At 72.2% G+C, this 24,766-nt stretch carries 26 protein-coding genes; 20 read left to right on the top strand and 6 right to left on the bottom strand.

Going from position 1 to position 24,766, the window contains the following annotated elements:
• Positions 1–30: 30 nt before the first annotated feature.
• Positions 31–735 carry a peptide-methionine (S)-S-oxide reductase MsrA gene (msrA, locus tag LG278_RS06270; protein ID WP_404392009.1) on the bottom strand — a complete coding sequence of 235 codons (705 nt, stop codon included), beginning with the start codon at positions 733–735 and terminating at the stop codon, positions 31–33.
• Positions 736–868: 133 nt separating this feature from the next.
• Here msrA and LG278_RS06275 point away from each other — a divergent pair, with 133 nt between their 5' ends.
• Complete coding sequence (locus LG278_RS06275) at positions 869–1,897, top strand: GNAT family N-acetyltransferase (protein WP_404392011.1); 1,029 nt, start codon at positions 869–871, stop codon at positions 1,895–1,897.
• Positions 1,894–2,892 carry a GNAT family N-acetyltransferase gene (locus tag LG278_RS06280; protein WP_404392013.1) on the top strand — a complete coding sequence of 333 codons (999 nt, stop codon included), beginning with the start codon at positions 1,894–1,896 and terminating at the stop codon, positions 2,890–2,892. The genes LG278_RS06275 and LG278_RS06280 overlap by 4 nt, the downstream gene beginning before the upstream one ends.
• A gap of 18 nt (positions 2,893–2,910) precedes the next feature.
• Here LG278_RS06280 and LG278_RS06285 read toward each other — a convergent pair whose 3' ends face one another.
• Positions 2,911–3,090 carry a hypothetical protein gene (locus LG278_RS06285; protein WP_404392015.1) on the bottom strand — a complete coding sequence of 60 codons (180 nt, stop codon included), beginning with the start codon at positions 3,088–3,090 and terminating at the stop codon, positions 2,911–2,913.
• A 220-nt stretch (positions 3,091–3,310) separates the two neighbouring features.
• On the opposite strand from LG278_RS06285, the gene LG278_RS06290 reads away from it, so the two are divergent.
• The 7 genes from LG278_RS06290 (at position 3,311) to LG278_RS06320 (ending at position 9,693) form a co-directional block, all read left to right on the top strand.
• The gene (locus LG278_RS06290) at positions 3,311–3,739 is read left to right on the top strand and encodes a hypothetical protein (protein ID WP_404392017.1); all 429 of its coding nucleotides are present in this window, start codon (positions 3,311–3,313) and stop codon (positions 3,737–3,739) included.
• 2 nt (positions 3,740–3,741) lie between these two features.
• The gene (locus tag LG278_RS06295; RefSeq protein ID WP_404392019.1) at positions 3,742–5,277 is read left to right on the top strand and encodes a sensor histidine kinase; all 1,536 of its coding nucleotides are present in this window, start codon (positions 3,742–3,744) and stop codon (positions 5,275–5,277) included.
• The gene (locus LG278_RS06300) at positions 5,274–5,894 is read left to right on the top strand and encodes a response regulator (RefSeq protein ID WP_404392021.1); all 621 of its coding nucleotides are present in this window, start codon (positions 5,274–5,276) and stop codon (positions 5,892–5,894) included. Before LG278_RS06295 ends, LG278_RS06300 begins: the two co-directional genes overlap by 4 nt.
• A gap of 61 nt (positions 5,895–5,955) precedes the next feature.
• Positions 5,956–7,134 (top strand): cystathionine gamma-synthase, encoded by a 1,179-nt coding sequence (locus LG278_RS06305; RefSeq protein WP_404392023.1) that lies wholly within the window; start codon positions 5,956–5,958, stop codon positions 7,132–7,134.
• A gap of 14 nt (positions 7,135–7,148) precedes the next feature.
• Positions 7,149–8,501, top strand: a complete 1,353-nt coding sequence (locus tag LG278_RS06310) for a glutamate mutase L (RefSeq protein ID WP_404392025.1) — start codon at positions 7,149–7,151, stop codon at positions 8,499–8,501.
• A gap of 200 nt (positions 8,502–8,701) precedes the next feature.
• Positions 8,702–9,250, top strand: a complete 549-nt coding sequence (locus LG278_RS06315) for a hypothetical protein (protein ID WP_404392027.1) — start codon at positions 8,702–8,704, stop codon at positions 9,248–9,250.
• Between the two features lie 29 nt (positions 9,251–9,279).
• Positions 9,280–9,693 (top strand): hypothetical protein, encoded by a 414-nt coding sequence (locus LG278_RS06320; protein WP_404392029.1) that lies wholly within the window; start codon positions 9,280–9,282, stop codon positions 9,691–9,693.
• A gap of 163 nt (positions 9,694–9,856) precedes the next feature.
• Here LG278_RS06320 and greA read toward each other — a convergent pair whose 3' ends face one another.
• Both greA and LG278_RS06330 read right to left on the bottom strand, forming a co-directional pair.
• Positions 9,857–10,342 carry a transcription elongation factor GreA gene (gene greA, locus LG278_RS06325; RefSeq protein ID WP_404392031.1) on the bottom strand — a complete coding sequence of 162 codons (486 nt, stop codon included), beginning with the start codon at positions 10,340–10,342 and terminating at the stop codon, positions 9,857–9,859.
• Positions 10,343–10,538: 196 nt separating this feature from the next.
• Positions 10,539–10,922, bottom strand: coding sequence for a DUF4307 domain-containing protein (locus LG278_RS06330; protein ID WP_404392033.1), 384 nt, complete (start codon positions 10,920–10,922; stop codon positions 10,539–10,541).
• 182 nt (positions 10,923–11,104) lie between these two features.
• On the opposite strand from LG278_RS06330, the gene mca reads away from it, so the two are divergent.
• Both mca and LG278_RS06340 read left to right on the top strand, forming a co-directional pair.
• Positions 11,105–12,205, top strand: coding sequence for a mycothiol conjugate amidase Mca (mca, locus tag LG278_RS06335; RefSeq protein WP_404392035.1), 1,101 nt, complete (start codon positions 11,105–11,107; stop codon positions 12,203–12,205).
• Entirely contained in the window at positions 12,205–12,486 is a 282-nt protein-coding gene (locus LG278_RS06340) for a hypothetical protein (RefSeq protein ID WP_404392037.1), read from the top strand. The genes mca and LG278_RS06340 overlap by 1 nt, the downstream gene beginning before the upstream one ends.
• Positions 12,487–12,511: 25 nt before the next feature.
• Here the strand turns inward: LG278_RS06340 and LG278_RS06345 are convergent, their stop codons facing one another.
• On the bottom strand, positions 12,512–13,243 hold the full coding sequence (locus LG278_RS06345; protein ID WP_404392038.1) for a hemolysin III family protein: 732 nt from the start codon (positions 13,241–13,243) through the stop codon (positions 12,512–12,514).
• A 417-nt stretch (positions 13,244–13,660) separates the two neighbouring features.
• On the opposite strand from LG278_RS06345, the gene LG278_RS06350 reads away from it, so the two are divergent.
• The 6 genes from LG278_RS06350 (at position 13,661) to LG278_RS06375 (ending at position 19,789) form a co-directional block, all read left to right on the top strand.
• Positions 13,661–14,422, top strand: a complete 762-nt coding sequence (locus LG278_RS06350) for an isoprenyl transferase (RefSeq protein ID WP_404392040.1) — start codon at positions 13,661–13,663, stop codon at positions 14,420–14,422.
• Positions 14,423–14,510: 88 nt separating this feature from the next.
• Positions 14,511–15,482: a WXG100 family type VII secretion target gene (locus LG278_RS06355; RefSeq protein WP_404392042.1), complete on the top strand. Its 972-nt coding sequence runs from the start codon at positions 14,511–14,513 to the stop codon at positions 15,480–15,482.
• A 128-nt stretch (positions 15,483–15,610) separates the two neighbouring features.
• On the top strand, positions 15,611–16,267 hold the full coding sequence (locus LG278_RS06360) for a hypothetical protein (RefSeq protein WP_404392044.1): 657 nt from the start codon (positions 15,611–15,613) through the stop codon (positions 16,265–16,267).
• Positions 16,264–16,812, top strand: a complete 549-nt coding sequence (locus LG278_RS06365; RefSeq protein WP_404392046.1) for a hypothetical protein — start codon at positions 16,264–16,266, stop codon at positions 16,810–16,812. The genes LG278_RS06360 and LG278_RS06365 overlap by 4 nt, the downstream gene beginning before the upstream one ends.
• A 540-nt stretch (positions 16,813–17,352) precedes the next feature.
• Positions 17,353–18,588 (top strand): PhoH family protein, encoded by a 1,236-nt coding sequence (locus LG278_RS06370; protein WP_404393555.1) that lies wholly within the window; start codon positions 17,353–17,355, stop codon positions 18,586–18,588.
• Between the two features lie 394 nt (positions 18,589–18,982).
• Positions 18,983–19,789 (top strand): lytic transglycosylase domain-containing protein, encoded by an 807-nt coding sequence (locus LG278_RS06375; RefSeq protein ID WP_404392048.1) that lies wholly within the window; start codon positions 18,983–18,985, stop codon positions 19,787–19,789.
• A gap of 119 nt (positions 19,790–19,908) precedes the next feature.
• Here LG278_RS06375 and coaA read toward each other — a convergent pair whose 3' ends face one another.
• Positions 19,909–20,892, bottom strand: a complete 984-nt coding sequence (coaA, locus tag LG278_RS06380) for a type I pantothenate kinase (protein WP_404392050.1) — start codon at positions 20,890–20,892, stop codon at positions 19,909–19,911.
• Between the two features lie 76 nt (positions 20,893–20,968).
• On the opposite strand from coaA, the gene glmS reads away from it, so the two are divergent.
• The 3 genes from glmS to LG278_RS06395 are packed head-to-tail and all read left to right on the top strand — an operon-like array spanning position 20,969 to position 24,764.
• Positions 20,969–22,828, top strand: a complete 1,860-nt coding sequence (gene glmS, locus LG278_RS06385; protein ID WP_404392052.1) for a glutamine--fructose-6-phosphate transaminase (isomerizing) — start codon at positions 20,969–20,971, stop codon at positions 22,826–22,828.
• Positions 22,825–23,175 carry a holo-ACP synthase gene (locus LG278_RS06390; RefSeq protein ID WP_404392054.1) on the top strand — a complete coding sequence of 117 codons (351 nt, stop codon included), beginning with the start codon at positions 22,825–22,827 and terminating at the stop codon, positions 23,173–23,175. The genes glmS and LG278_RS06390 overlap by 4 nt, the downstream gene beginning before the upstream one ends.
• Entirely contained in the window at positions 23,175–24,764 is a 1,590-nt protein-coding gene (locus LG278_RS06395; protein ID WP_404392056.1) for a bifunctional ADP-dependent NAD(P)H-hydrate dehydratase/NAD(P)H-hydrate epimerase, read from the top strand. The genes LG278_RS06390 and LG278_RS06395 overlap by 1 nt, the downstream gene beginning before the upstream one ends.
• Positions 24,765–24,766 lie beyond the last annotated feature (2 nt).

Below are 24,766 nucleotides of genomic sequence, written 5' to 3' on the forward strand. Positions count from 1 at the left end.
GTGGGGTGGCTCGGTGCCTCTTGAAGTGCCTCAGGTCGGGGGAGCGATCTGCTGCTGCGACGGCAGCTGGTCCTGCCGCACGATGCCGACGGGGCAGGTGAGCCCGTTGGGCCCGTGGTTGCAGTAGCCGCCGGGGTTCTTGTGCAGGTAGCCCTGGTGGTAGTCCTCGGCGAGGTAGAACGGGCCGGCGTCGTCGGCCGAGCGGATCTCGGTCGAGATCTGCCCGTGCCCGGCGTCGTCGAGCACCTTCTGGAACGCCTCGCGGGTGGCCTCGGCCGCGAGCCGCTGCCCCTCGGTCGTCCAGTAGATCGCCGAGCGGTAGGCGGTGCCGATGTCATTGCCCTGCCGGTTGGGCGTCGTCGGGTCGTGGTTCTCCCAGAAGGCCTTGAGCAGCAGCTCGGGGCTGGTCCGGGTGGGGTCGTAGACGACGCGCACCGCTTCGGCGTGGCCGGTCAGGCCGGTGCAGGTCTCCTCGTAGGTGGGGTTGGGCGTGTAGCCGCCCATGTAGCCGGCGGCCGTCGCGATGACGCCGTCCTGCCGCCAGAAGATGCGCTCCACGCCCCAGAAGCAGCCCATCGCGACGTAGAGCACCTCGGACCCGTCGGGCCAGGGCCCCTCGAGCGGGGTGCCGAGCACGACGTGCGTGGGGTTCACGGCATACGGGCGCGTGTCGCGTCCCCGGAGGGCGTCCTCGCGCGCGGGCATCTGGGTCTTCTTGCCGAATCCGAACACCATGCCAGTGTCACATCCTTCGTCTCGTCAGCGGCTTACGTCCCTTTAACACCCCAGACGTCCCCGGTATGCCGCGGGGGCGGGTCCCCGACAAATGGGTCGCACCGCCGGGGCGGGCTCGGCAGACTGACGGCCCATGAGCAGCGACAGCCTCGAGATCCGGCCGATCGACCTCCTCGACGACGGCCGCCTCGCCGATGCGGAGCGCTGGTGCGATGTCCACGCCGCGGTGCAGCGCGAGCTCTTCGGCGACAAGGGGAGCTCGTGGACCCTTGAGGAGATCCGCGCCTTCCACCGGTCGGACGAGAAGCTGCGGGTGGCGCGCGCGGCCTGGATCGGCGGCGAGCTCGTCGGGGCGCTCGACATGATCATGCCGCTGGCCGACAACCCCTCGATGGCGATCCTCTGGCTCTCCGTCGACGCGGCGCACCGCGGGCGGGGAGTCGGCTCGGCCCTGCTTGCGGAGGCCGAGCGGGTCGGGGCAGAGCACGGCCGGACGCTCTTCAACGCAGAGACGGAGTGGGCCGAGGGGAGCGCCGACGCCTCCGAGTCCTTCGCCCGCGCTCGCGGTTTCACGATCGGCCTGACCATGCTGCGGAGCGACCTGGCGCTGCCGATGGACCGGGAGGCGCTCGACGCCGCACTGGGTGGGAACGACGGCGCGGACGACTACGTGCTCGAGTCCTTCGTCGACCACATGCCGGAGGAGTGGCTCGATGACCGGGCCGTGCTCCAGCAGCGCATGAGCACCGACGCCCCCACTGACGACCTCCAGGTCGAGGAGGAGGTCTGGGATGCCGACCGTCTGCGGTCCAACTACGAGCGGGCCCGTTCGTCCGGTCGCCGCATCGTCGAGACCGTGGCGCGCCATGTGCCGTCCGGGCGGCTCGTCGGCTTCACCAGCGTCTCGATCTCGGCCGGTGAGCCGGAGCTCGCCTACCAGCAGGACACCCTGGTCCTGCGCGAGCACCGAGGCCACGGGCTCGGCCTGCGGCTCAAGGCCGCCAACGCGCTGCGGCTCATGGACGAGCTGCCCGAGGTCACCTCGGTGCGCACGTGGAACGCCGCGTCCAACGCCCACATGCTCGCGGTCAACCGCCGCCTCGGCTACCGCGTCGACGGCTACAGCCGTGAGTGGCAGAAGCAGGCGGGAGTCGCCGAATGACCCCACAGGTCAAGGAGATCGACGTGACGGCCGGCGACGGCCTGAGTGAGTCGTGGCTCGAGGTGCACCATGCGGCCAACCGGGCCGTCTGGGGCGACGCAGCCCAGCGCACGTCGATCGAGGAGGTCGCCGATGTCGCGGCACGACGGCACGAGGTGCGTCGCAGCTTCGTCGTCACCGACGACGACTCGGACGTCGCGATCGCGGCAGCGCAGACGATCCGCCGCACGCGCGAGAACGTCGGCACGGGAGGGCTCTGGCTCTCCGTGCATCCCGACCACCAGCGCCGCCGCGTCGGCACCGCCCTGCTTGAGCACTGCGAGCTGGCCCTCCGCGACGACGGGTGCGACCGCATCCACGAGCACAGCGGGGCGCCGGACGAGCAGGGTGATGCCGCAACGGGATTCGCCATCGCGAACGGCTACCGGCAGACCCTCCTCGTCCTCCGCCAGGACCTCGCACTGCCCGTGGACGAGGCCGCGCTCACCGCGCTCGACCCGCGACCCGACCCGGCGGCATACGCCATCGAGACGTCCGTCGACGGGCTCCCCGAGGAGTGGCTCGAGGACCGGGCCCTGCTGGCCCGGCGGATGAGCACCGACGCGCCGTCCGGCGACATCGACCTCGACGAGGAGGACTGGGACGCCGAGCGGGTGCGGCAGCTGTGGAACACGCCGAGCCCGATCTGGGCCGTCGAGTCGGTGGCCCGACACGTCCCGTCGGGGCGGCTCGTCGCCTTCACCGACCTCGTCGTGCGCCCGGGCCAGCCCGACCTCGCCGTCCAGACCGACACTCTCGTCCTGCGGGAGCACCGCGGCCGGGCGCTCGGGCTCGCGGTCAAGCTCGCCAACCTGCGCAGTCTCCAGCGTGAGCGGCCGGACGTGACGACGGTGCGCACGTGGAACGCCGACACCAACGTGCACATGATCGCGATCAACGAGCGCCTGGGCTTCCGGCCCACCGGCTGGTCACGGGAGTGGGCCAAGGAGTTCTAGGGCCGACCGCGACCCCGGTCAGAAGCCGACCCCGGCGCTGCCGCTCCCGTGGCCGCCGAACTTGCCGACGTCGAAGTCCTTGTCGACGACGTCGATGTCGCCGCACCGCTTGCACGTGAGCCGGAGGGTGCGGTCGGGCATTCGCTCCCGCTTCCACCGGTGGCCGAGGACGAGACACACGAAGTTGCGCCGTGCCATGACACGAGTCTCCTCCGAGGTGCGCGCCGTGGTGGCGGAAACGCAGATGCTCGGCAGACGGGTGGGGAGGTACTAGGACCAAAGCCCGATGGTGCGTGTCCGTCCGACGGCGGCACGGTGGAGAACGAGCAGACATCGGCCCAGCAGGTCCGCCGCAAGGCATTCGGGCCGGCCGCCGACACCCCGTCTGCCAGACTCCCCTCAGGAAAGGTCCACTCCCATGCGACGCCTCGCTCTCGCCCTCGCCGCTGTTGCCGCCCTCGTGCCCGCCACGCTGGGCCTCATCGGCAACAGCTCCTTTGCCCAGACCGTGCCGACCCGCGTGCCCGCCTCGGCGCAGCTCGTCACGAACGACGACGACGCCACCGGCACCCCGACCCCCACGGCGACGCGCACGTCGGAGTCGGGCGACGACCGCGGCGGCGACCGTCCCGCCGGCACCCGCACGCCGGAGCCGGGCGACGACCACGGCGGGGACCGCCCTGCCGGCACCCGCACGTCGGAGCCGGGCGACGACCACGGCGGCGACCGCGGCTCCGGGGGCCACGGCTCGGACGACTCGGGGTCGGACGACTCCGGGTCGGACGACTCCGGATCGCGCTCCTCGGGCGGTCACGGCTCCGACGACTCCGGCGGAGACGACAGCTGACCATGAGCCACACCCCCCGCTCGGCCAGCGATGACACCGTTCCGGTGCCGGTCGCGACGCAGCCGGCAGGGGCCACCCCGCCCCTGCCGGTGTCGGGAGCCGCCGGCGAGCCTCACCACGACCCTCCCTCGTGGTGGACGCTCGCCGACGGCGCGGCCGTGCCCCCGATGCGGCCTCTGCCGAGCCGGCGACGCACGCTGGTGCAGCTGGGCCTCGCGGCCCTCGCCGTCTTCGCGGTCGTCGTCGTGGGCACGTCGTTCGCCGCCAGCCGGCTCGCCGAGCGCGAGGCGGTCAACGACGCTGCCCACACGACCAACCTGCTCGCGTTGTCGGTCGTCCAGCCGGCGCTCACGGACGCGCTGCTCGAGGGGGACCCGGCGGCATACGGCGACCTGGACCGCGTGGTGCGCGAGAGCGTGCTGCCCAACGGCATCGTCAGGGTCAAGCTGTGGGCGCCCGACGGCACCATCGTCTATGCCGACGAGGCGCGCCTCGTCGGGCAGCGCTTCGCCCTCGGCGCCGAGCAGCGCGACACGCTTGCTCGACCGCAGACGCGTGCCGAGGTCTCCGACCTCGACCGCTCCGAGAACGAGTTCGAGCGCTACGGCGGCAAGCTGCTCGAGGTCTATCGCCCCGTCTGGACGCCGTCGGGGGCGGAGCTGCTCTTCGAGGTCTACGGCGACTACGCCCCCGTCCAGGACCGGGCCTTCGACCTGTGGCGAGGGCTCGCCGGGGTGCTCGCGAGCAGCCTGCTGCTGCTCCTCGTGCTCATGGCGCCGATCATCTGGCGCCTGCTCGACCGGCTCCGGGCGGCCCAGGAGCAGCGCGAGGCACTGCTGCGTCGCGCGGTCGACGCCTCCGACGGGGAGCGGCGACGGATCGCGGCCGACCTGCACGACGGACCGGTGCAGGACCTGGTCGGCAGCTCGCTGGCCGTCAGCGGAGCCGCCGAGGCCGCCAGGGCCGACGGGCGCGAGGCGCTCGCGTCGACGATCTCCGACGCCGGCAGCACGGTGCGGTCCAGCGTGGCCAGCCTGCGCTCGCTGCTCGTCGACATCTATCCCGCCCGCCTGGCCGACGCCGGGCTGGCGGCGGCGATCGCCGACCTCGGGCGGCCGCTCGAGGGCCGGGGCGTTGCGGTCGAGCTGCAGGTGGACAACACCGCGGTGGCCCTCCTCGGGCGGACCGAGCAGCAGGTCGTGCACCGGGTCACCCGTGAGTGCCTCCGCAACGTCGTGAAGCATGCTGACGCCACCCGCGTCGTCGTCAGCCTGACGGTCGTCGGGGACGACACGGCCGCAGCCGACCGAGCAGCCGAAGGCAGCGACCCCGGCCACCCCAGCCACCCGGTCGTGCTCGCCATCGACGACGACGGCGTCGGTTTCGACCCGTCAACGCTGCCAGATCGCGAAGGGCACTTCGGGGTGCGGGTGCTGGCCGATCTCGCGACCGACGTCGGTGCGGTGCTGCGGGTGTCGTCGTCGCCCGGTGGGGGCACGCGCTGGCGCCTGGCCCTGCCGGCGCAGGAGCGGTCATGACCACCGTCGTCGTCGTCGACGACCATCGGCTCGTGCGCGCCGGGCTGCGCACGATCATCGATGCGAGCGCCGACCTCGAGGTCGTCGGCGAGGCCGGGGACGGCGCGCAGGCGGTGACGGTCGTCAGCGAGGCGCACCCCGACGTGGTGCTCATGGACCTGTCGATGCCCGGCGTCGACGGCATCGAGGCCATCCGGAGGCTACGTGCGGCCGGCCTCGTGATGCCCGTCGTCGTGCTCACCTCCTTCGCCGAGGCGGAGCGCGTGCGCTCCGCCCTCGAGGCCGGGGCCGTGGGCTACCTCCTCAAGGACAGCGAGCCGAGGGATGTGCTCGAAGCAGTGCGGGCCGCGGCGGCCGGGCATGCGCCGCTCGACCCCCGCGTGACCCGCGTGCTGCTGCCGTCGGCCGATCGCGGCGGCTCGGAGGTCTCGCTGAGCGGCCGCGAGCGCGAGGTGCTGTCGCACGTCGCACGGGGGCTGGCCAACAAGCAGATCGCGCGCACCCTCGGCATCAGCGAGCGCACCGTCAAGGTGCATCTCGGCAACGTCTTCCGCCGGATCGGGGTCTCCGACCGCACGAGCGCCGCCCTCTGGGCACGCGACCACGGCATCAGCTGACCGCGTCGCCTGGCCTCCGGCGGGGTCGGGACGTCCCCGGGGTGGGCATAGGCTCGTCCCCATGTCTGACGAGCACGGATTCTCCACGCGCGCCATCCACGCCGGCCAGGAGGCCGACCCCCTGACCGGGGCCGTCGTGCCCCCGATCTACCAGGTCTCCACCTACAAGCAGGACGGCATCGGCGGCTTCCGCAGCGGCTACGAGTACAGCCGCTCGGCCAACCCGACGCGCACCGCGCTCGAGGAGTGCATCGCGGCGCTCGAGGGCGGCAGCCGCGGCTTCGCGTTCGCCTCCGGGCTCGCCGGTCAGGACACCGTGGCGCGGGCCCTGCTCGTGCCGGGCGACCACGTCGTCGTGCCCAACGACGCCTACGGCGGCACCTATCGCTACTTCAACAAGGTCGCGCGTCCGCAGGGCATCGAGCACTCCATCGCCGACATGGGCGACCTCGACGCCGTGCGCGCCGCCATCGAGCCCGGTCGCACGAAGATGGTGTGGGTCGAGACGCCGACCAACCCGCTCCTCGGCATCGCCGACATCGCGGCGATCGCGGCGATCGCCCACGAGGCAGGCGCGATCCTCGTCGTCGACAACACCTTCGCGACGGCCTACCTGCAGAGCCCGCTCGCGCTCGGCGCCGACATCGTCACGCACTCTACGACGAAGTATGCCGGTGGGCACAGTGACGTCGTCGGCGGCGCCGTCGTGACGGCCGCTGACATCCGCGTCGCTGGTCTGGAGGATGCTGAGGAGCGAATCGCCTTCCACCAGAACTCGATCGGCGGTGTGGCCGGGCCGTTCGACGCCTGGCTGACGCTGCGGGGCCTCAAGACGCTCGCGATCCGCATGGAGCGCCACTGCGACAACGCCGAGAAGGTCGTCGACTTCCTCACCGGTCACGACGGGGTGTCGCAGGTGCTCTATCCCGGCCTCCCGACGCACGTTAACCACGACGTCGCGGCGCGCCAGATGAAGCGCTTCGGCGGCATGGTGAGCTTCCGCATGCGGCGCGGTGAGGATGCTGCCGTCAAGGCCTGCGCGGCGGTGCAGCTCTGGACGCTGGGCGAGTCGCTCGGCGGCGTAGAGTCGCTCATCGAGCATCCGGGACGGATGACCCACAGCTCGGTGGCCGGCACGGAGCTCGAGGTCCCGTCAGACCTCATCCGCCTGTCGGTCGGCATCGAGGACGTCGACGACCTCATCGCCGACCTGCGCGAGGCGCTCGACATCCACGGCTGACTCACCCCCCATCCATGACGATCCTCGCCGTCGACTTCGGCTCGACCTTCACCAAGGGTGTGCTGCTCGCCGATGACGGCGCGGTGCTCGGCACCGCTGCGACGGTCACGACCGGCACGCAGCGACGAGGAGACATCCTCGACGGCTACCGCGAGCTGAGGCGCGCACTCGAGGTGGCGGATGGCGTCGCGGTGCATGCCTGCTCGAGCGCTGGAGGAGGGTTGCGTCTCGCCGTCGTCGGCTACGAGCGCACGGTGACGGCCCAGGCCGGTCATCGGGTCGGGCTCTCGGCCGGGGCCAAGGTCGTGCACGTCGCGGCTGGAGAGCTGAGCACGGATGACGCGGCCGCGGTGCGCGCTGCCCGGCCCGACATGGTGCTCCTCGTCGGTGGCACCGACGGTGGCAACGCGGATGTGCTGCTGCACAACGCTGCTCGCCTCGCCAAGGTGGCGATCGGTGGCCACGGCGACCATGCGGTGCCCGTCGTCGTGGCTGGCAACGTCGATGCCCGCGAGGAGGCTGCGTCGCTGCTCCGGGCGACCGGCCGCCCGGTCGTGCTGGCCGACAACGTGCTGCCGCAGATCGGCGTCATCGCGCCCGAGTCGGCGCGTGCCGCGATCCGGGCCGCCTTCCTGCGCCACGTGATCGGCGGCAAGGGGCTCTCTCGTGACCCGGCCTTCGGGGCAATGGTCGAGGCAGCCACCCCGGACGTCGTGCTGCGTGGGGTTGAGGTGCTCGCGGCCGTCGAAGGCGGCGGTGACGTGCTCGTCGTCGACATCGGGGGCGCGACGACCGACGTCTACTCGTGCCTGACGCCGGAGGGGGAGGACGCCACCCTGCGCAAGGACGTCGTCGCACCGCTCTGGCACGCCCGCACGGTCGAGGGCGATCTCGGCATGCGCTGGAACGCCGTGCACGTCATCGAGGCCGCCGAGGCTGAGCACCTCCTCGACGCGTCTCCCGACACCGATGCGCTGAGGGCGTATGCCGTCCGCGTCCACGAGCGCCCGGACTCCCTCCCCGTCGACGACGCCGAGCGCGCCCTCGACCTCGAGCTCGCCCGGCTCGCGGCCCTCGTCGCCGTTCGACGGCACGCGCGACCGGCCCAGCCGACGGAGTCGCCCCGGCCCCTCGCCAACGTCACGACCCTCATCGGGTCGGGCGGGGTGCTGCGCCACGCCGACGAGGCCGGTCGCAGCAGGGTGCTGGGCGCGGTGCTGGCCGACCACGCCGGAGGGTGGAAGGTGCCGCGGGCCGCGAGCGCGACGGTCGACACGGCATACCTCCTCTTTGCGGTCGGCCTGCTCGCCGACCGCAAGCCCGAGCTCGCTCGAGCCCTCGCCACCCAGGTCCGCCACACCCCCTGACCTGAACCGCCCACCCGTCGAGTGGCCACCCTTTGCCGCGTGCGCCCCGTCGAGTGGCCACCGCTTGTCGCCGGTATGCCGTCGAGTCGCCACTCAGGGCCACGGCCACGTCTTCCCCACCTGTCCGAACTGGCTCGTCGTCGTCCACAGGAGACGCCCCGCATCTACCCGCGGGGGCAGGCTGTCAGCAAGGTCGGTCCATGGAGCCGTCGCGCCTTCCCCAGGACCTGATGATCCGGCCGTTCAGCCGACAGGAGGCTCTCGCCCGCGGGGTCACACCTCGCCGTCTGCGCGCCCAGGATCTGTGGACCCCGACGCCGGGCGTGCGCACCGTCGAGATTCCCCTGACGCTGCTCGATCGAGCCAGGGCCTTCGCGGTGGTGGCGCCGAGCGACTTCGCGTTCGCGCGTGCCACCGCAGCCCGGCTGCACGGCATACCGCTGCCGCAAGATCTGGAGAAGGATCCGTTCATCCACATCGTGACGCGGACGGCAGACAACCGTGTGCGTCGTCTGGAGGTCGTCGGCCACCGCGGGCTGGAGACGCGGCGCGTTGTCGAGATCGCAGGCCTCCCGGTCGTCAGTCCTGCGGACACCTGGGTCGACCTGGGGGGGGGTACGTCGGGCCCGGGCGTCCTTTCGGCCTGGACGACGTCATCGCGGCGGGTGATGCCGCGGCGAACCTCGAGAGATCAGTGGAGTCGTTGGGTCTGGCGCTACGTCGCCGGGTTCGCCCGCGAGGCAAGGTGACCCTGGATTATGCGTTGCCCCATGTGCGAATGGGCTCGCGATCCGCCATGGAGACCCGGTCACGTCTCATGGTGGTGCGAGCCGGCCTGCCCGAGCCGGAGATGAACCTCGAGCTCTACAGCCCTTCGGGGGACTGGCTCGGGGTGGGCGACCTCGGCTGGAAGGAGCAGCGGGTGGTCGGCGAGTACCAAGGCGTGCAGTTCCACTCTCGCGAGACCGATCGTCGGAACAACGACGTCCGCAGGAAGCGGATAGAGAGGGGGGACTGGCGCTACCTCGAGATCGTGTCTGCCGACGTCTTCGAGGAGATGGCCAGAGCTGTCAAGCTCCGAGAGCTCGCTGTGATGCTCGGGCACAGTCCTCACCTGCTGCGGCTGCACGATGCCGGGCCACGGTTCTTCGCCCCCGCGAAGTACGAGCGGCCACGACGCCGTCGTTCGTGAGGCCACCTCGCCGGCCCTAGGGCGACCACATTCGGCCACTCGTCGGCATAGGGACGGCACATTGTGGCCACTCGACTCGGGTGGGGCGACCACATGTGGCCACTCGACGGGGGATGGCGAACGGGCCGGTGCCCCGAAGGAACCGGCCCGCTCAGGTGCGCGCTCAGCCCGTGTAGGGCTTCGCGGCGATGATCTTGACGTCGATGGTCTTGCCGGTCGGGGCCTCGTAGGAGGTGGCCTCGCCGACGGTCTTGCCGTTGACGGCGGCTCCCATCGGGGACTTCTCGGAGAAGACCTGCAGGTCGGACCCGTCGGCGATCTCACGGTTGCCGAGCAGGAAGGTCTCCTCGTCACCGAAGATCTCGACCGTCACGAGCATGCCCGGCTCGACGACCCCGTCGTCGGCCGGCGTCTCGCCGATCGTCGCGGTCTGGAGCAGCTGCGTGAGCTGGCGGATGCGGGCCTCCATCTTGCCCTGCTCCTCGCGGGCGGCGTGGTAGCCGCCGTTCTCCTTGAGGTCGCCCTCCTCACGGGCTTCCTCGATCTTGCGAGCGATCTCGATGCGACCTTCGCCCGTCAGCTGGTCGAGCTCCGCCTTGAGGCGGTCATGGGCCTCCTGCGTGAGGAAGCCAGCGGCAGTGTCGGTCACGTGGTGTCACTACTCCTTGTATGAGTCGACGCCCACGCGGTGCTCGCGTAGGCGCCCACAAATGCGCAGGGCCCGGCGGTGTGTCGCCGACTCGTGTTGCCGGCTGGCGACGGTTCCGGACCCTGATGAATGACCAATCATAACAAAGTCGTGCTCAGACACGCAGTTTGCGCGCGCTTTGACCCCGCCGGAGACCTCAGAAGCAGGTCTTGACCTCGCCCGTGACGGCCCGCGACGTCGTGCGCACGGTGACGGTCTCGGTCGTCGTCAGGGAGCCGCTGCCGGCAGGAGGCGGCGGATAGGCCACGTCGATGCTGCCGACGGTCGCGAAGTCGCGGGCGAGGGCCTGGATCGTGCACGTCGTCGTCTTGTCGGCCGGCCGGTTGAGCTGGAAGGTCACCCGCACCGACTGGTCGTCGAGCACCTTGTAGCCGGTGGTCGTCCAGCTCGAGAGACCGACCGTCGATGCGACGCCGAACCACACCGCGACCGCGATGCCGGCCGCCACCCCGAGCGTGCCGATGACCCACCACTTCGTCGTGCCGGGAGCGGGGCGGGGCAGGGTGGTGCGGGACGGCATACGGAGTCCTGGCGGTCGGGAGCCCCGGGCAGAGGGCGCCCGGGGGAGTGAGAGGATGTCGTGCGGGCCCAGTCTCCCTCATGGGGAGCGCGGCCCTTGCGCCGGGAGGCCACGAGCCACCGGCGCCGGTCTTCACCCATCGAGCACGAGACCAGCACGAGACCAGACGGACAGGGAGCCACGTGGCCCAGGGCATGCGGTTGATGGCGGTGCACGCGCACCCCGACGACGAGTCGAGCAAGGGCGCCGCGACGACGGCGAAGTACGTCGCAGACGGCGCCGACGTGATGGTCGTGTCGTGCACGGGCGGTGAGCGCGGCGACATCCTCAACGAGCGGCTGAAGAACGACGCGCACATCCTGCGCGACATCGCCCAGGTGCGCCGCGACGAGATGAAGGCGGCGCAGGAGGTGCTCGGCGTCGAGCACACCTGGCTCGGCTTCGTCGACTCCGGTCTGCCCGAGGGTGACCCGCTGCCGCCGCTGCCCGACGGCTGCTTCGCCCTCGAGGACATCGACGTGACGACCGAGGCGCTCGTGCGCGTCATCCGCGCCTGGCGCCCCCACGTCATGACGACCTATGACGAGAAGGGTGGCTACCCCCACCCCGACCACATCATGTGCCACACGGTCTCGATGGCGGCCTTCGAGGCGGCCGGCGACCCGACCAGCTACCCCCACGCGGGGGAGCCGTGGCAGCCGCTCAAGATCTACTACAACGGCGGGTGGTCCAAGCCCCGCCTCGAGGCGATCCACGAGGCGATGCTCGCCGAGGGGCTCGAGAGCCCGTATGCCGAGTGGCTGGCCAACTGGAAGCCCCGTCGTTCCGGCCGGGTGACCACGACGATCGCCTGCGCCGAGCACTTCGAGACGCGTGACCGCGCGCTGATGGCGCACGCGACGCAGGTCGATCCCGACGGCTTCTGGTTCCAGGTGCCGCTCGAGATCCAGCAGCGGGTGTGGGGCGTCGAGGAGTACGAAGCCGCCGTTTCCTACGTGCCCGTCGCCGAGGGCGAGGACGACCTCTTCGCCGGTCTCGGCACGCCGGCCGAGGCCGACGCGCTGGCGACCCGCCGCGACCTCGAGGTCGCCTACGACGGCAGGGCCGCCGGGGCCGCGGCCCCCGAGATCGAGCCGGAGCAGCCCTCGGGCCGCGAGGAGGGCGACAGCTCCGACACGCACGTCGACGACGACGAGACGGATGGGGCCGTCGAGACCAACAGGGCCGACGTGTCGGACGGGGCCGACGAGGCGGACGACACGACAGAGAAGGCGGACGCCTGATGGATGGCGGCGGCAACCTCCCGATCGGGCCCGGCATCTGGGGCTTCATCGCCTTCTTCGTGCTCGCCATCGCTCTCACGCTGCTCGTGCGCAACATGAACTCCCGGCTGCGCCGGATGGCCTACAGCGACCGCGAGCGCGCTCAGGCTGCCGAGGCTGAGGCGGCGCAGGCTGCTGAGGCCGAGAAGGCCGATGCGGCACCCGAGGCGGCGCGTGCGACCGAGGGCGACGGACCCGAGCCGGGCGACGAGCCGACGGACGGCCGGCCCGACCAGCGCTGATCGATCACGACCAGCGGGTCGGGTGTCAGCTGACGGTCTGGTAGCCGACGATCGCGAGCGCGACGGCCGCGAAGTGGGTGAGGAAGCCGCCCAGCGTGAAGGCATGGAAGACCTCGTGGAAGCCGAACCACCGGGGCCACGGGTTGGGTCGCTTGACGCCGTAGACGATGCCGCCGGCGGTGTACATCAGCCCGCCGATCGCGATGAGCGCGCCGATGAGCGGGCCACCCGTGCGCCAGAACGGCACGACGTAGAAGATCGCGGCCCAGCCGAGGGCGATGTAGAGCGCGGTGTAGAGCCAGCGCGGGGCGCCGACCCAGAACACACGGAAGAGCACCCCGGCGATGGCGCCACCCCAGATCACCGTGAGCAGCAGGCGGGCCTGGTCGGCCGGCAGCAGGGTCACGGCGAACGGCGTGTAGGTGCCGGCGATGATGAGGTAGATGTTGGAGTGGTCCATCCGCTTGAGCAGCGTGCTCGCTCGCGGACCCCACGTGCCCCGGTGGTAGACCGCCGAGACGCCGAAGAGCAGCGCGGCGCTGACCGTGAAGACGATCGAGGCGGTGCGCACGGAGCCGGGCTCAGACATCAGGATGAGGACCAGCCCGCCGATCACCGCGACGGGGAACATCGCGACGTGCAGCCACCCACGCAGCTTGGGCTTGACGACCGCGACGAGCTCGGCGACCGCCCCGCCCGCGGCGTCCGAGGACCCGCCCGACTCGGGGCTCTGGGGTTCGCAGTTCTGCTGGGTCATGCGGACCAGCATAACCTACGGCACCGTAGGTTACGGAAACGTAGGTTGGCCCTGCTCTCGTCCGGCACACCCGCCACACCCGTCTCAGCCAGGCGGTCGGCGCGCGGGCCGCGCGGCGCCGCCGTGGACCGGAGACGCATCGGCCCACTCCGCGTGGAGTCACATCCTGCTCCGCTGAGAGGAGCAGGATGCGACTCGATGACGGGTGGATCCGCTCGAGGGTGCACCCGTGCGGGAGGAGCGCGGGCTCGGAGAGCCGACCACACGGCATACCGGCGGGGGGTGTGGCTGTGGTCACGCCGCGCCCACTGTCGGGCGAGGGGTCGAGGGGTACGGTGGGCCCTGCGGACCGCCCGGGCCGCGCTCGCGGCCACGGCCGGCGGCGAGGGTCGTGCGCGACGAAGAAGGAGGCCCCCCGTGGGGTGGCGCGACGTGGTCTATGGCGCATACGAGCGCCAAGTCCTCAAGGACCTTCCCCGCGAGTCGCTCCCACGGCACGTCGCCGTGATGCTCGACGGCAACCGCCGCTGGGCCCGCGCCCGCGGGCACGGCACCACGAGCGGACACCAGGCCGGGGCCGACAAGATCGAGGAGCTGCTCGGCTGGTGCAGCGAGGCCGGTGTCGAGTACGTCACGCTGTGGCTGCTCTCGACCGACAACCTGCACCGCCCCGCCGCGGAGCTCGAGCCGCTGCTGGGGATCATCGAGACCGCCGTCGCCGACCTCGCCGACAGCGGTCGCTGGCGGCTGCAGATCGTGGGCGCCCTCGAGCTGCTCCCCGAGGGCACGGCGGCCAGCCTGCGCGACTCCGCCGAGCGCACCCGTCATGTCGACGGACTCACGGTCAACGTCGCCGTGGGCTACGGCGGCCGCCGCGAGATCGCCGACGCCGTGCGCGACCTGCTGCTCGAGCGGGCCGCTGCCGGTCAGAGCATCGAGCAGATCGCCGATGCCCTCACCGCCGACGACATCGCCGAGCACCTCTACACCAAGGGTCAGCCCGACCCCGACCTCGTCATCCGCACGTCGGGTGAGCAGCGGCTCGGCGGCTTCCTCCTGTGGCAGAGCGCGACGTCGGAGTTCTACTTCTGCGAGGCCTACTGGCCCGACTTCCGTCACGTCGACTTCCTCCGTGCACTGCGGGCGTATGCCGGCCGGCACCGTCGCTTCGGCACCTGACCTCCGTGCCCGGCGGGGAGTGCTCCCCATCGCGCGCGGCAGGCACCCCCACGTAGGTTGCTCTCGACGTCCACACCAGGGGAGATCGATGGCCATCTACAAGAAGGGTGCCGATCCGGTCGCGCTGCGATCGGCGGCCGACCGGCTGACCGCGCACGCCCGCGACTGCGAGTCGGTGCGCAGTGAGGCCTCCCGGGCCGTCGGCACCCTCAAGGGCAACTGGGGTGGCGGCGACCTCGACCACCTGATGAGCCGGTGGCCTCCGGTCGAGGCCCAGCTCGCCGCCTTCGGCACCGACCTCGACTCGCTTGCCCAGGCGCTGCGGCGCAACGCCGGCGGTCAGGACGTGACGAGCGGCAACGGCTCCGGCGGGGTGCCGGTGGGCCCCATCGGCCCGCTCGGTCCCGTCGGGCCGAGCCCGCTCGGGCCGGGTGGTGCCTCGGGCTCCGGCAGCGCCAGCGCGGCCGACCGGTCGATCCTCGACGGCCTCAACAACGGCATGACGGTGGCCGGGCTGCCGAGCCTGCTCGCCGCCACGGCCGGCGTGCTGGCGACCTACAACCGCGCCGACGGGTGGCTCCAGAGCGGTCGCTACCTCTCCAACATCACCTCGATGGCCCGGGTCGCCGACCCGATGTTCGACCTGCTGCCCACGGCCTCGCGATTCGGCGGCACCGCCAACCTCGTCGCCGACGTCTGGGACATGAAGGGGCTCTCGGGCGTCTTCGCCGAGGGCAGCCGAGCCGGGTCGCTCGTCGGCAAGTTCGGCGTGCTCGGGCCGATCGGCATCGGCATCAGCGGTGCCCAGCTCGCCACCTCGATCGTCGAGGGCGACACCCGCGGCATCATCGAGAACGGCCTCGGCACGGGCCTCGCGGTCGGCGCGGTCTTCGCCCCGCCGCCCATCAACGTCGCCTGCGGCATCGCGGGTCTGGGCCTCGCCGCCTACCAGAACATCCCCGCCGTGCACGACGCGGTCGATGCGGTCGGCGAGGGCATCGGCGACGTCGCCGAGGGGATCGGCGACGCCGCGGCCGATGCCTGGAACAGCATCTTCTGACCCAGCCCGACCCCTGGACCGTCGGCGGCGCGAGGCGAAGCAGCCGGCCCCCGGCCCCCGGCACGCGTCGCCCAACGCGCACCGGCAGGATGGTCCGGAGCACCGAGACCCACGAAGGAGCACCACCCATGGCCACTGACCCGCTCGCCGGATCGGAGCTGGCGCGTGTCCCGCTGCCCGACAACGTCTACGGCTTCGGCTGGGCCGAGATCCGCTACCTGCTCGGCCGCCACGGGGGCGAGAGCACGGCGATGACCACACGGTCGCTCGGCTTCGATGCGGCTCCCGACGACGAGGTCGTCGTCGCGGCCGGCGTCGCCTCGCTGCTCGCCCGCGGCCTCGCCGCCGCCGAGGGCGACCGGGCCGTGAGCCGCGGCGAGGCCGCCGTGCTCGAGACCGTGCTCGCCGGCGCCCGGCGGTGGACCGGCATCAGCTTCCGCGACGGCGACGAGGGCGACCTCATGGTCATGCTCGAGGACGGCGGCATCATCGCGATGCTCCAGCCGCGCAGCCTCGGCACGTGGTTCGTCGGGCTGAGCGACGAGGTCGACCAGCCGGCGGCAGTGCTCGCCCGCGCCATCGAGGCCATGCACGAGGTGCGCGGGGGAGCCGGCCGCTTCGGCATCGAGACCCGCACGCTCGCGGGCGCCCAGGGCACGCGCTTCCTCACGCGTGCCGGCGACGGGTGGTCGGTGTCCGACACGAAGGACGGCGACGCGCGGCCCGTGGCCGGAGGCGACCTCGCCGCCGAGCTGTCCGCACTGCTGCCGCAGGCCCCTGCATGACGACCCCGGACCGCAGCCCCGCGTCGCCCGTCGGTCGCCCCGACGACCCGCCCCCGTATGCGTGGCTCGACGACCCCGCCCAGCCCTTCGGCCCCGTCGGCATCGGCACGACGCTCACGATGGGGTCGCTGCTGCTGGGCCTCGGCCTGCTCGGCGTCGGCTACGGCGTGCTCGCCGGTCCCGATGCCCGCGCGGCACGGCTCGGCGTCGGCGTGGTCTTCGTCGTCATCGGGGCCGTCGTGCTGCGCATGGGCACGGCCCGCCGTGCCTGGCGCGCCCGCAACCCCGGCGTCGACCCGCTGCAGGCCGCGACCGGGTCGGGCGGCAACGTCGGCTCGGCCCTCGGCGACGACTCCGCGACGGGCCGCATCGGGCGGTGGATCCTCGTCGTGGTGTGCGCCGCGGTCGTGCTCGTCTGCCTCCTCGCGCTGACGCGCATCGGCTCCGGCCAGTCCGAGGGCGGCGCCGGGGCGATCATCCTCGTCGTGCTGCTCGGCGCCCTCGCCGGCACCGTCGGCGTGCTCACCCTCCGCCGCCCCAAGTGATCGAAAGAGCGATCCGTCCGAGTCCTGCCGGCTACAGCCGGGCGAGAGCGGCCGAATCGCTCTTTCGATCAGAGACCGGCGAGGGCGCGCGCGGATCGCTCTTTCGATCGGAGCCCGCCACGCGGCATACCGGAGCGGTGCGGGGACCTGCGTGTTAATGGCATGTGAACACTGGCGCGACACGACCGCGAGATCCGTCGCGCGGGCGCGCAGGAGTCGTACGGTCGATGCAGTGACGGACACCCGTCCGGCACTGCCAGGAGGCCCACCGATGGAGCGATCGCTTCGGACGGAGGGCCGGGCACCACGCCACCCTCTGGTGGCCGCCCGGCACCTCGGGAGCGACTAGGCGCGTGCCGTGCGTGCGCGCCGCTAGGAGTGGGAATGGCTACGAAGAGCTCGGCCCCGGCCGACAACGCCACGTCGACCGCCACCTCGAGCACGACGGCCCGCACGCGCAGCGGCGCAAGCCCGGACCCGGGTCCGGCACGCAAGACCTACGTGATCGACACCTCGGTGCTGCTGTCGGACCCCAGGGCGATGATGCGTTTTGCGGAGCACGAGGTCGTGCTGCCCGTCGTCGTCGTGACGGAGCTGGAGGGCAAGCGCCACCACCCGGAGCTCGGCTACTTCGCCCGCCAGGCGCTGCGGCTGCTCGACGACCTGCGCATCAGCGAGGGGCGCCTCGACCGGCCCGTCGCCGTCGGTGACGCCGGCGGCAGCCTGCGCGTCGAGCTCAACCACACCGACCCGTCGGCGCTGCCTGCGGGCTTCCGGCTCGGCGACAACGACACCCGCATCCTCTCCGTGGCCAAGAACCTCGCCAACGAGGGCTGCGACGTGACGGTCGTGTCCAAGGACCTGCCGATGCGGGTCAAGGCGTCGGCGTGCGGGCTCGAGGCGGAGGAGTATCGCCACGAGCAGGGCGTCGACTCCGGCTGGACCGGCATCCAGGAGATGGAGGTCAGCACCGACGAGCTCGACCAGCTCTACGAGCGTGGCCGCATCGAGCACGCCGGCGCCGCCGAGCTGCCCTGCCACACCGGTCTCGTCCTGCTCTCGCCGCGGGGAAGCGGTCTCGGGCGGGTCGGGGCCGACAAGCAGATCAGGCTCGTGCGCGGTGACCGTGACGCGTTCGGCCTCCACGGTCGCAGTGCGGAGCAGCGCATCGCCCTCGATCTGCTGCTCGACCCCGACGTCGGCATCCTCAGCCTCGGCGGCCGCGCGGGCACCGGCAAGTCGGCCCTCGCGCTGTGCGCCGGGCTCGAGTCGGTCATGGAGCGCCGGGCGCAGCGCAAGGTGCTCGTCTTCCGGCCCCTCTTCGCCGTCGGTGGCCAGGAGCTCGGCTACCTGCCGGGCACCGAGGCCGAGAAGATGAACCCGTGGGGCCAGGCGGTCTTCGACACGCTGAGCGCGCTCGTGTCGAGCGAGGTCGTCGACGAGGTGATGGACCGCGGCCTGCTCGAGGTGCTGCCCCTGACGCACATCCGCGGGCGGTCGCTGCACGACGCGTTCGTCATCGTCGACGAGGCCCAGTCGCTCGAGCGCAACGTGCTGCTCACCGTGCTCTCGCGCATCGGACAGAACTCCAAGGTCGTGCTGACTCACGACGTGGCCCAGCGTGACAACCTCCGGGTCGGCCGGCACGACGGCGTCGCCGCTGTCATCGAGAAGCTCAAGGGGCACCCGCTCTTCGCCCACGTGACCCTCACGCGGAGCGAGCGCAGCCCCATCGCGGCACTCGTCACCGACCTGCTCGAGGGCATCGACGCATGACCTGACTCACACCGCCGCAGCCCGTGGCGGCCCCTCGCAGCGCCGGCCCGCCCCGCACCCGCACGATCGTGGAACGTTGGACACGACTTGCAGGCCCGCGGGGTGGGCTGGCACCGTGGGGGACGATCCCGACGTCGGGCTCGTCTGCCGCGCCCCACGCGCGGCCCGCCCGTCTCCGCCACCCCGTCGGACGCCGCGGCCCGCTGCCCTGTCGCAGCGGGCGGTATGCCGTCCGGCCGACGCACGCAGAAAGGTGTGACTCCGCTTCGTGGCCCGCTACCAAGGACGACACCGCTCCGGATCTTCGTCACCCTCGGCACCGTCGGCACCCTCGTCGGACGCGGCGTCGCCGACCTCGGCCGCAGTGGTAGACCGGACGTCCAGCCAGGCCACGGTGCCGGTGCCCACGGCGCGCGTCGCCGCCCGCGCCTCCTCCCTCAACGACACGCTGAGCGCGGCCTCGCACGCTCGCGCCGCGACAGAGGGTGGCCGGGCGCGGCACGCCGAGCCCGCCACCGCGCCGCGGCGTCGACTCGGGCGACCGCTGCTGGCGGGTGCCCTGACCGTCGGACTCGTCGGATCGGGCATGGCCTATGCGAACGCCAACCACCTGATCGGCGCCGACCCTGCCGCCTTCGTCGTCGGGGCCGGCGTGGCCGCGCAGACCGACGAGCTGGCCCGTGCGAGCACGGTCGACGTGACCTATCGCGCCGCCGCCTCCGTGTCGCGCAACGAGCGCCGCACGGCCATCGCGGCGTCCGGGGCGCGCGACGCCAGGGAGCTCGAGGCCAAGCAGAAGGTCGAGGCAGCCCGCAAGGCCAAGGAGGCCAAGGCCGCCGCCGAGCGCGCCGAGCGTGAGAAGGCCCGCAAGGCGGCGATCGACAACGCCAAGGAGAACCCCAAGGCCGCCGCCCGCGTGCTCATGGTCGACCAGGGTTGGACGAGCGACGCTCAGTACAACTGCCTCGTCAACCTCTGGACCGGCGAGAGCGACTGGCGCTGGTGGGCCGAGAACCCCAGCTCCGGCGCCTACGGCATCCCGCAGTCGCTGCCGGCACGCAAGATGGCCCAGATGGGCGCCGACTACCGCACCAACCCGATCACGCAGATGAAGTGGGGGCTGTGGTACATCAAGATGTCCTACGGCACCCCCTGCAACGCCTGGTCGTTCTGGCAGTCGAAGAGTCCCCACTGGTACTGACGCACGGGGGCTCACGGCCGCCAGCGGCCTGCGCCCCCGTGTGCCCCCGAACTGCCCGCCCGGTTCGTCTCGTGCACCAGTTCGGTGCCGTATGCGTTGGGCTCGGTCCCAGCGCGACGTCAGATCTTCCGGAGTCTCACTCGGGTGACCTCGTGGTTGACGCCCTTGGAGAGCACGAGCGTGGCGCGTGACCGGGTCGGCAGGATGTTCTCGACGAGGTTGGGGCCGTTGATCTCGCGCCAGATGCGGTTGGCGGTGGCCACGGCCTCGTCATCGGACAGCGCGGCATACCGGTGGAAGTAGGAGTTGGGGTCGGAGAAGGCCGTCTGCCGCAGGCGCAGGAAGCGCTCGACGTACCACGTGCGCACGTCGTCGACCCAGGCGTCGACGTAGACGGAGAAGTCGAAGAAGTCGCTGACCGCGAGACCCGAGCCGCGCACCGGGTGCACCTGCGGCGCCTGCAGCACGTTGAGCCCTTCGATGATGAGCACGTCGGGGCGGCGCACGACGATGCGCTCGCCCGGCACGATGTCGTAGGTGAGGTGCGAGTAGACGGGGGCGGTCACCTCGTCGCGTCCCGACTTGATCTCGGCGACGAAACGCATCAGGGCCCGACGGTCGTAGGACTCCGGGAAACCCTTGCGCTGCAACAGTCCCCGGCTCTCGAGCTCGGCGTTGGGCAGAAGGAAGCCGTCGGTCGTCACGAGGGCGACCCGGGGTGTGTCGGGCCAGCGCGCGAGCATCTCGCGCAGGATGCGGGCCGTCGTCGACTTGCCGACGGCCACGGAGCCGGCGACCCCGATGACGAAGGGGGTCGGGGCTGGGCGCTCGCCGAGGAAGTCGCTCGTCACGGCGTGCAGCTGCCGGGTGGCGCCGACGTAGAAGTTGAGCAGGCGCGAGAGCGGGAGGTAGACGTCCTCGACCTCGCGCAGGTCGATGCGGTCGCCGAGCCCCCGCAGGCGGCTGAGGTCGGCGTCGTCGAGGTTGAGCGGGTGGTTCTCGCGCAGCCGTGACCACGCCGCCCGGTCGAACTCGACGTAGGGGGACGGCAGTCCGGGGGTGGTCCGGCTCGTCCCGCTCACTGGCTGCGCCACGTGCGCCATTGTGTCGGACGGGCGGCACGAGGGGGGAGTCGGGCGGTCACCGTCGCATGGTGGCCGGTCCCCTAGGCTGGTCGCCATGTGCGGAATTGTTGGCTACGTGGGCCGCTCGACCGACGGCACGGCCCTCGAGGTGGTCATGGAGGGGCTCGCCCGTCTGGAGTACCGCGGCTACGACTCGGCCGGTGTGGCCCTCGTCGCCGGCGACCACGTCGAGACCCGCAAGAAGTCGGGCAAGCTCGCCAACCTCACGGCCGAGCTCGAGGCGCACCCTCTCCTCGACTCGACGACGGCGATCGGCCACACCCGGTGGGCGACCCACGGCGGCCCGACCGACGCCAACGCGCACCCGCACCGCGGCGGCCAGGACGGCAAGCTCGCCCTCATCCACAACGGCATCATCGAGAACTTCCACGCCCTCAAGCAGGCCCTGCTCGCCGAGGGGGTGGAGTTCACGAGCGAGACCGACACGGAGGTCGTCGCGCACCTCGTCGCCGCGGCATACGACACCCACGGCGACCTGACCGAGGCGATGCGCGCGGTCGTCGCCGACCTCGAGGGTGCCTTCACCCTCCTCGCGATCCACGCCGACCAGCCGGGCGTCGTCGTGGGCGCCCGCCGCAACAGCCCGCTCGTCGTCGGGCTCGGCGACGACGCCAACTACCTCGGCTCCGACGTCGCGGCCTTCATCGGCTACACCCGTCACGCGCTCGAGCTCGCGCAGGACCAGATCGTCACGATCACGCCCGACGGCGCGACCGTCATCAACTTCGACGGCAGCCCGGCCGAGGGCACGGCCTACGAGGTGACGTGGGACGCCGCGGCCGCCGAGAAGGGCGGCTACGCGACCTTCATGGAGAAGGAGATCCACGACCAGCCGCACGCGGTCGCCGACACGCTGCTCGGCCGCACCGACGCCTCGGGCCGGCTCGTCCTCGACGAGCTGCGCATCTCCGAGGAGCAGTTCCGCGCCGTCGACCGCATCACGATCGTCGCCTGCGGCACGGCGGCGTATGCCGGCATGGTCGCGAAGTACGCCATCGAGCACTGGACGCGGATCCCCGTCGAGGTCGCCCTCGCGCACGAGTTCCGCTACTGCGACCCCATCGTCAACGAGCGCACGCTGGTGGTGTCGATCAGCCAGTCGGGCGAGACGATGGACACCCTCATGGCCGTCAAGCACGCGCGGATGCTCGGCGCCCTGACCATCTCGGTGTGCAACACCCACGGCTCGACGATCCCGCGCGAGTCCGACGCCGTGCTCTACACGCACGCGGGTCCCGAGATCGCCGTGGCCTCGACGAAGGCCTTCCTCGCCCAGATCACGGCCTGCTACGTTCTCGGCCTCTACCTCGCGCAGCTGCGCGGCGGGTCGTTCGCCGACGACGCACAGTCGGTGATGAAGGAGCTCGGCGAGGTGCCGGCCAAGATCGAGGCCCTGCTGGGCCGCATGGACCGGGTCAAGGAGATCGCCCGCTTCATGGCCGACACCCGCGCCGTGCTGTTCCTCGGTCGCCACGTCGGCTACCCGATCGCCCTCGAGGGTGCGCTCAAGCTCAAGGAGCTCGCCTACATCCACGCCGAGGGCTTCGCCGCCGGGGAGCTCAAGCACGGCCCGATCGCGCTCATCGAGCCCGGGCAGCCGGTCTTCGTCATCGTGCCCTCGCCGACGAGCGAGCACGGCCTGCACGGCAAGGTCGTCTCCAACATCCAGGAGATCCGGGCCCGCGGCGCACGCACCCTCGTCATCGCGGAGGAGGGCGACGAGGCCGTCGTCCCCTTTGCGGACGAGGTGATCCGCGTCCCCGCGACGTCGCCGCTCCTCGCGCCGCTGCTCACGGTGGTGCCGCTCCAGGTCTTCGCGCTGTGGCTCTCGACGGCCAAGGGCCTCGACGTCGACCAGCCGCGCAACCTCGCCAAGTCGGTCACGGTCGAGTGATCATCGGGGTCGGGATCGACGTCGTCGACATCGAGCGCTTCCGCCAGACGCTCGAGCGCACGCCTGCCCTGCGTGAGCGGCTCTTCACCGACGAGGAGCGCGGGCTCGGCATCGCCTCGCTCGCGGCCCGCTTCGCCGCGAAGGAGGCGCTCGCCAAGTCGCTGGGCGCCCCCGCGGGCATGCACTGGACCGATGCGCGGGTCGTCACCAACGACGACGGCAAGCCGTCGCTGGAGATCGGCGGCACGGTGCTCGCGCGGGCCAACGACCTCGGCGTCGACTCGCTGCACGTCTCCTTGTCACACGACGCGGGCGTCGCGTCGGCAGTCGTCATCGCGGAGGGCTGATGATCCGGGCACATGCGGTCGAGACGGTGCGAGCGGTGGAGGCGCGGGCCATGGCCGACCTCCCGGATGGCGAGCTCATGCAGCGCGCCGCGCAGGGACTGGCCGAGGTCGCCGCGGCGCGGCTCGAGGACTCCGACGGCAGCACCGTCGTCGGGCTCGTCGGCTCGGGCGACAACGGCGGCGACACCCTGTATGCCGTCGCCCACCTCGCGGAGTCGGGCTATGCCTGCGCCGTGGTGGTCGTCGCGGCCGGCGGTCGTGACGCCCTGCGGCAGGAGGCCTTGGAGGCGGCGGAGGACGCCGGGACCATCGTGCACGTCGCCGCCGACGACGAGGAGGCGGCGGCGCGGGTCGTCGCCGAGGCCGACCTCGTGCTCGACGGCATCGTCGGCATCGGTGGCCGGCCCGGGCTCCGGCCCGAGGCGGCTCGCCTGGTCGACGCCATCGACGACGACGCCTGGGTGATCGCGGTCGACGTCGCGAGCGGGCTCGACCCCTCGGGTGAGACCGGCGAGGACGACGCGGTCTGGGCCGACGAGACGGTGACCTTCTCGACGGCCAAGCCCGCTCACCTGCTGCCCGCGGGTGAGGCCGCCACCGGCCGCCTCACCGTCATCGACATCGGCCTCGACCTCTCCGACACGGCTGCTGCCGTCGAGCGGCTCGACTACGACGACGTCGCGCTGCTGTGGCCGGTGCCGACCGCCGGAGACGACAAGTACTCCCGGGGCGTGCTCGGCGTCGTGGCCGGCAGCGAGGAATACCCCGGCGCGGCGGTGTTGACGACGACCGCCGCCGCCGAGGCCGGCGTCGGCATGCTGCGCTATGTCGGGTCGCCCACTCCCGTGGGCCTCGTCCACGCGGCCGTGCCCGAGGCCGTCGTCGGCACCGGCCGCGTCCAGGCGTGGGCGGTCGGCCCCGGCCTGCCCGCCCACGAGTCCGAGCCGGCGGGCCACTCCCAGCTCGCGGCGGCCCGGGTGGCCCGGGCGAGCGACCTGCCCGTTGTCGTCGACGCCGGCGGGCTCGAGCTCGTCGACGGGCCGCGGGCGGCTCCGACCGTGCTGACCCCCCACGCGGGGGAGCTGGCCCGTCTGCTGACCCGCCTCGGCAGCGCCGCGGGTGGGACCGATGACGGGACGGAGGGCCCGACCGGCGGCGGTGCGAGCACGGGCGACCGCGAGCCCCTCCTCAACCGTCCCTCAGGGCCAGCCCGCGAGGTCACCGCCGACGACGTCAAGGGCGACCCGCTGGCCCATGCGCGCCGGTTGGCCACCCTGACCGGCGCCACCGTGCTGCTCAAGGGCGCCACCACCCTCGTCGTCACCGACGGCCGACCCGTGCGGTCACAGGCCGAGGCGCCGCCGTGGCTGGCCACGGCGGGGTCCGGCGACGTGCTGACCGGGGTCATCGGGGCCCTTTTGGCCGCCGGTCTCGAGCCGCACGACGCCGCCTCGCTCGGTGCGCTCGTGCACGGCGTGGCGGCGGACCGGGTGTCCGGCGGGGGCCCGCTGCGGGCGCTGGCGGTGGCACACGGCATACGCCCGGCGGTGCGTGACCTGCTCGCCCGGGGCCGCACGGCGCCCGCGTGAGC

The organism is Humibacillus xanthopallidus, assembly GCF_044793955.1.
GTDB classification, from domain to species: domain Bacteria; phylum Actinomycetota; class Actinomycetes; order Actinomycetales; family Dermatophilaceae; genus Humibacillus; species Humibacillus xanthopallidus_C.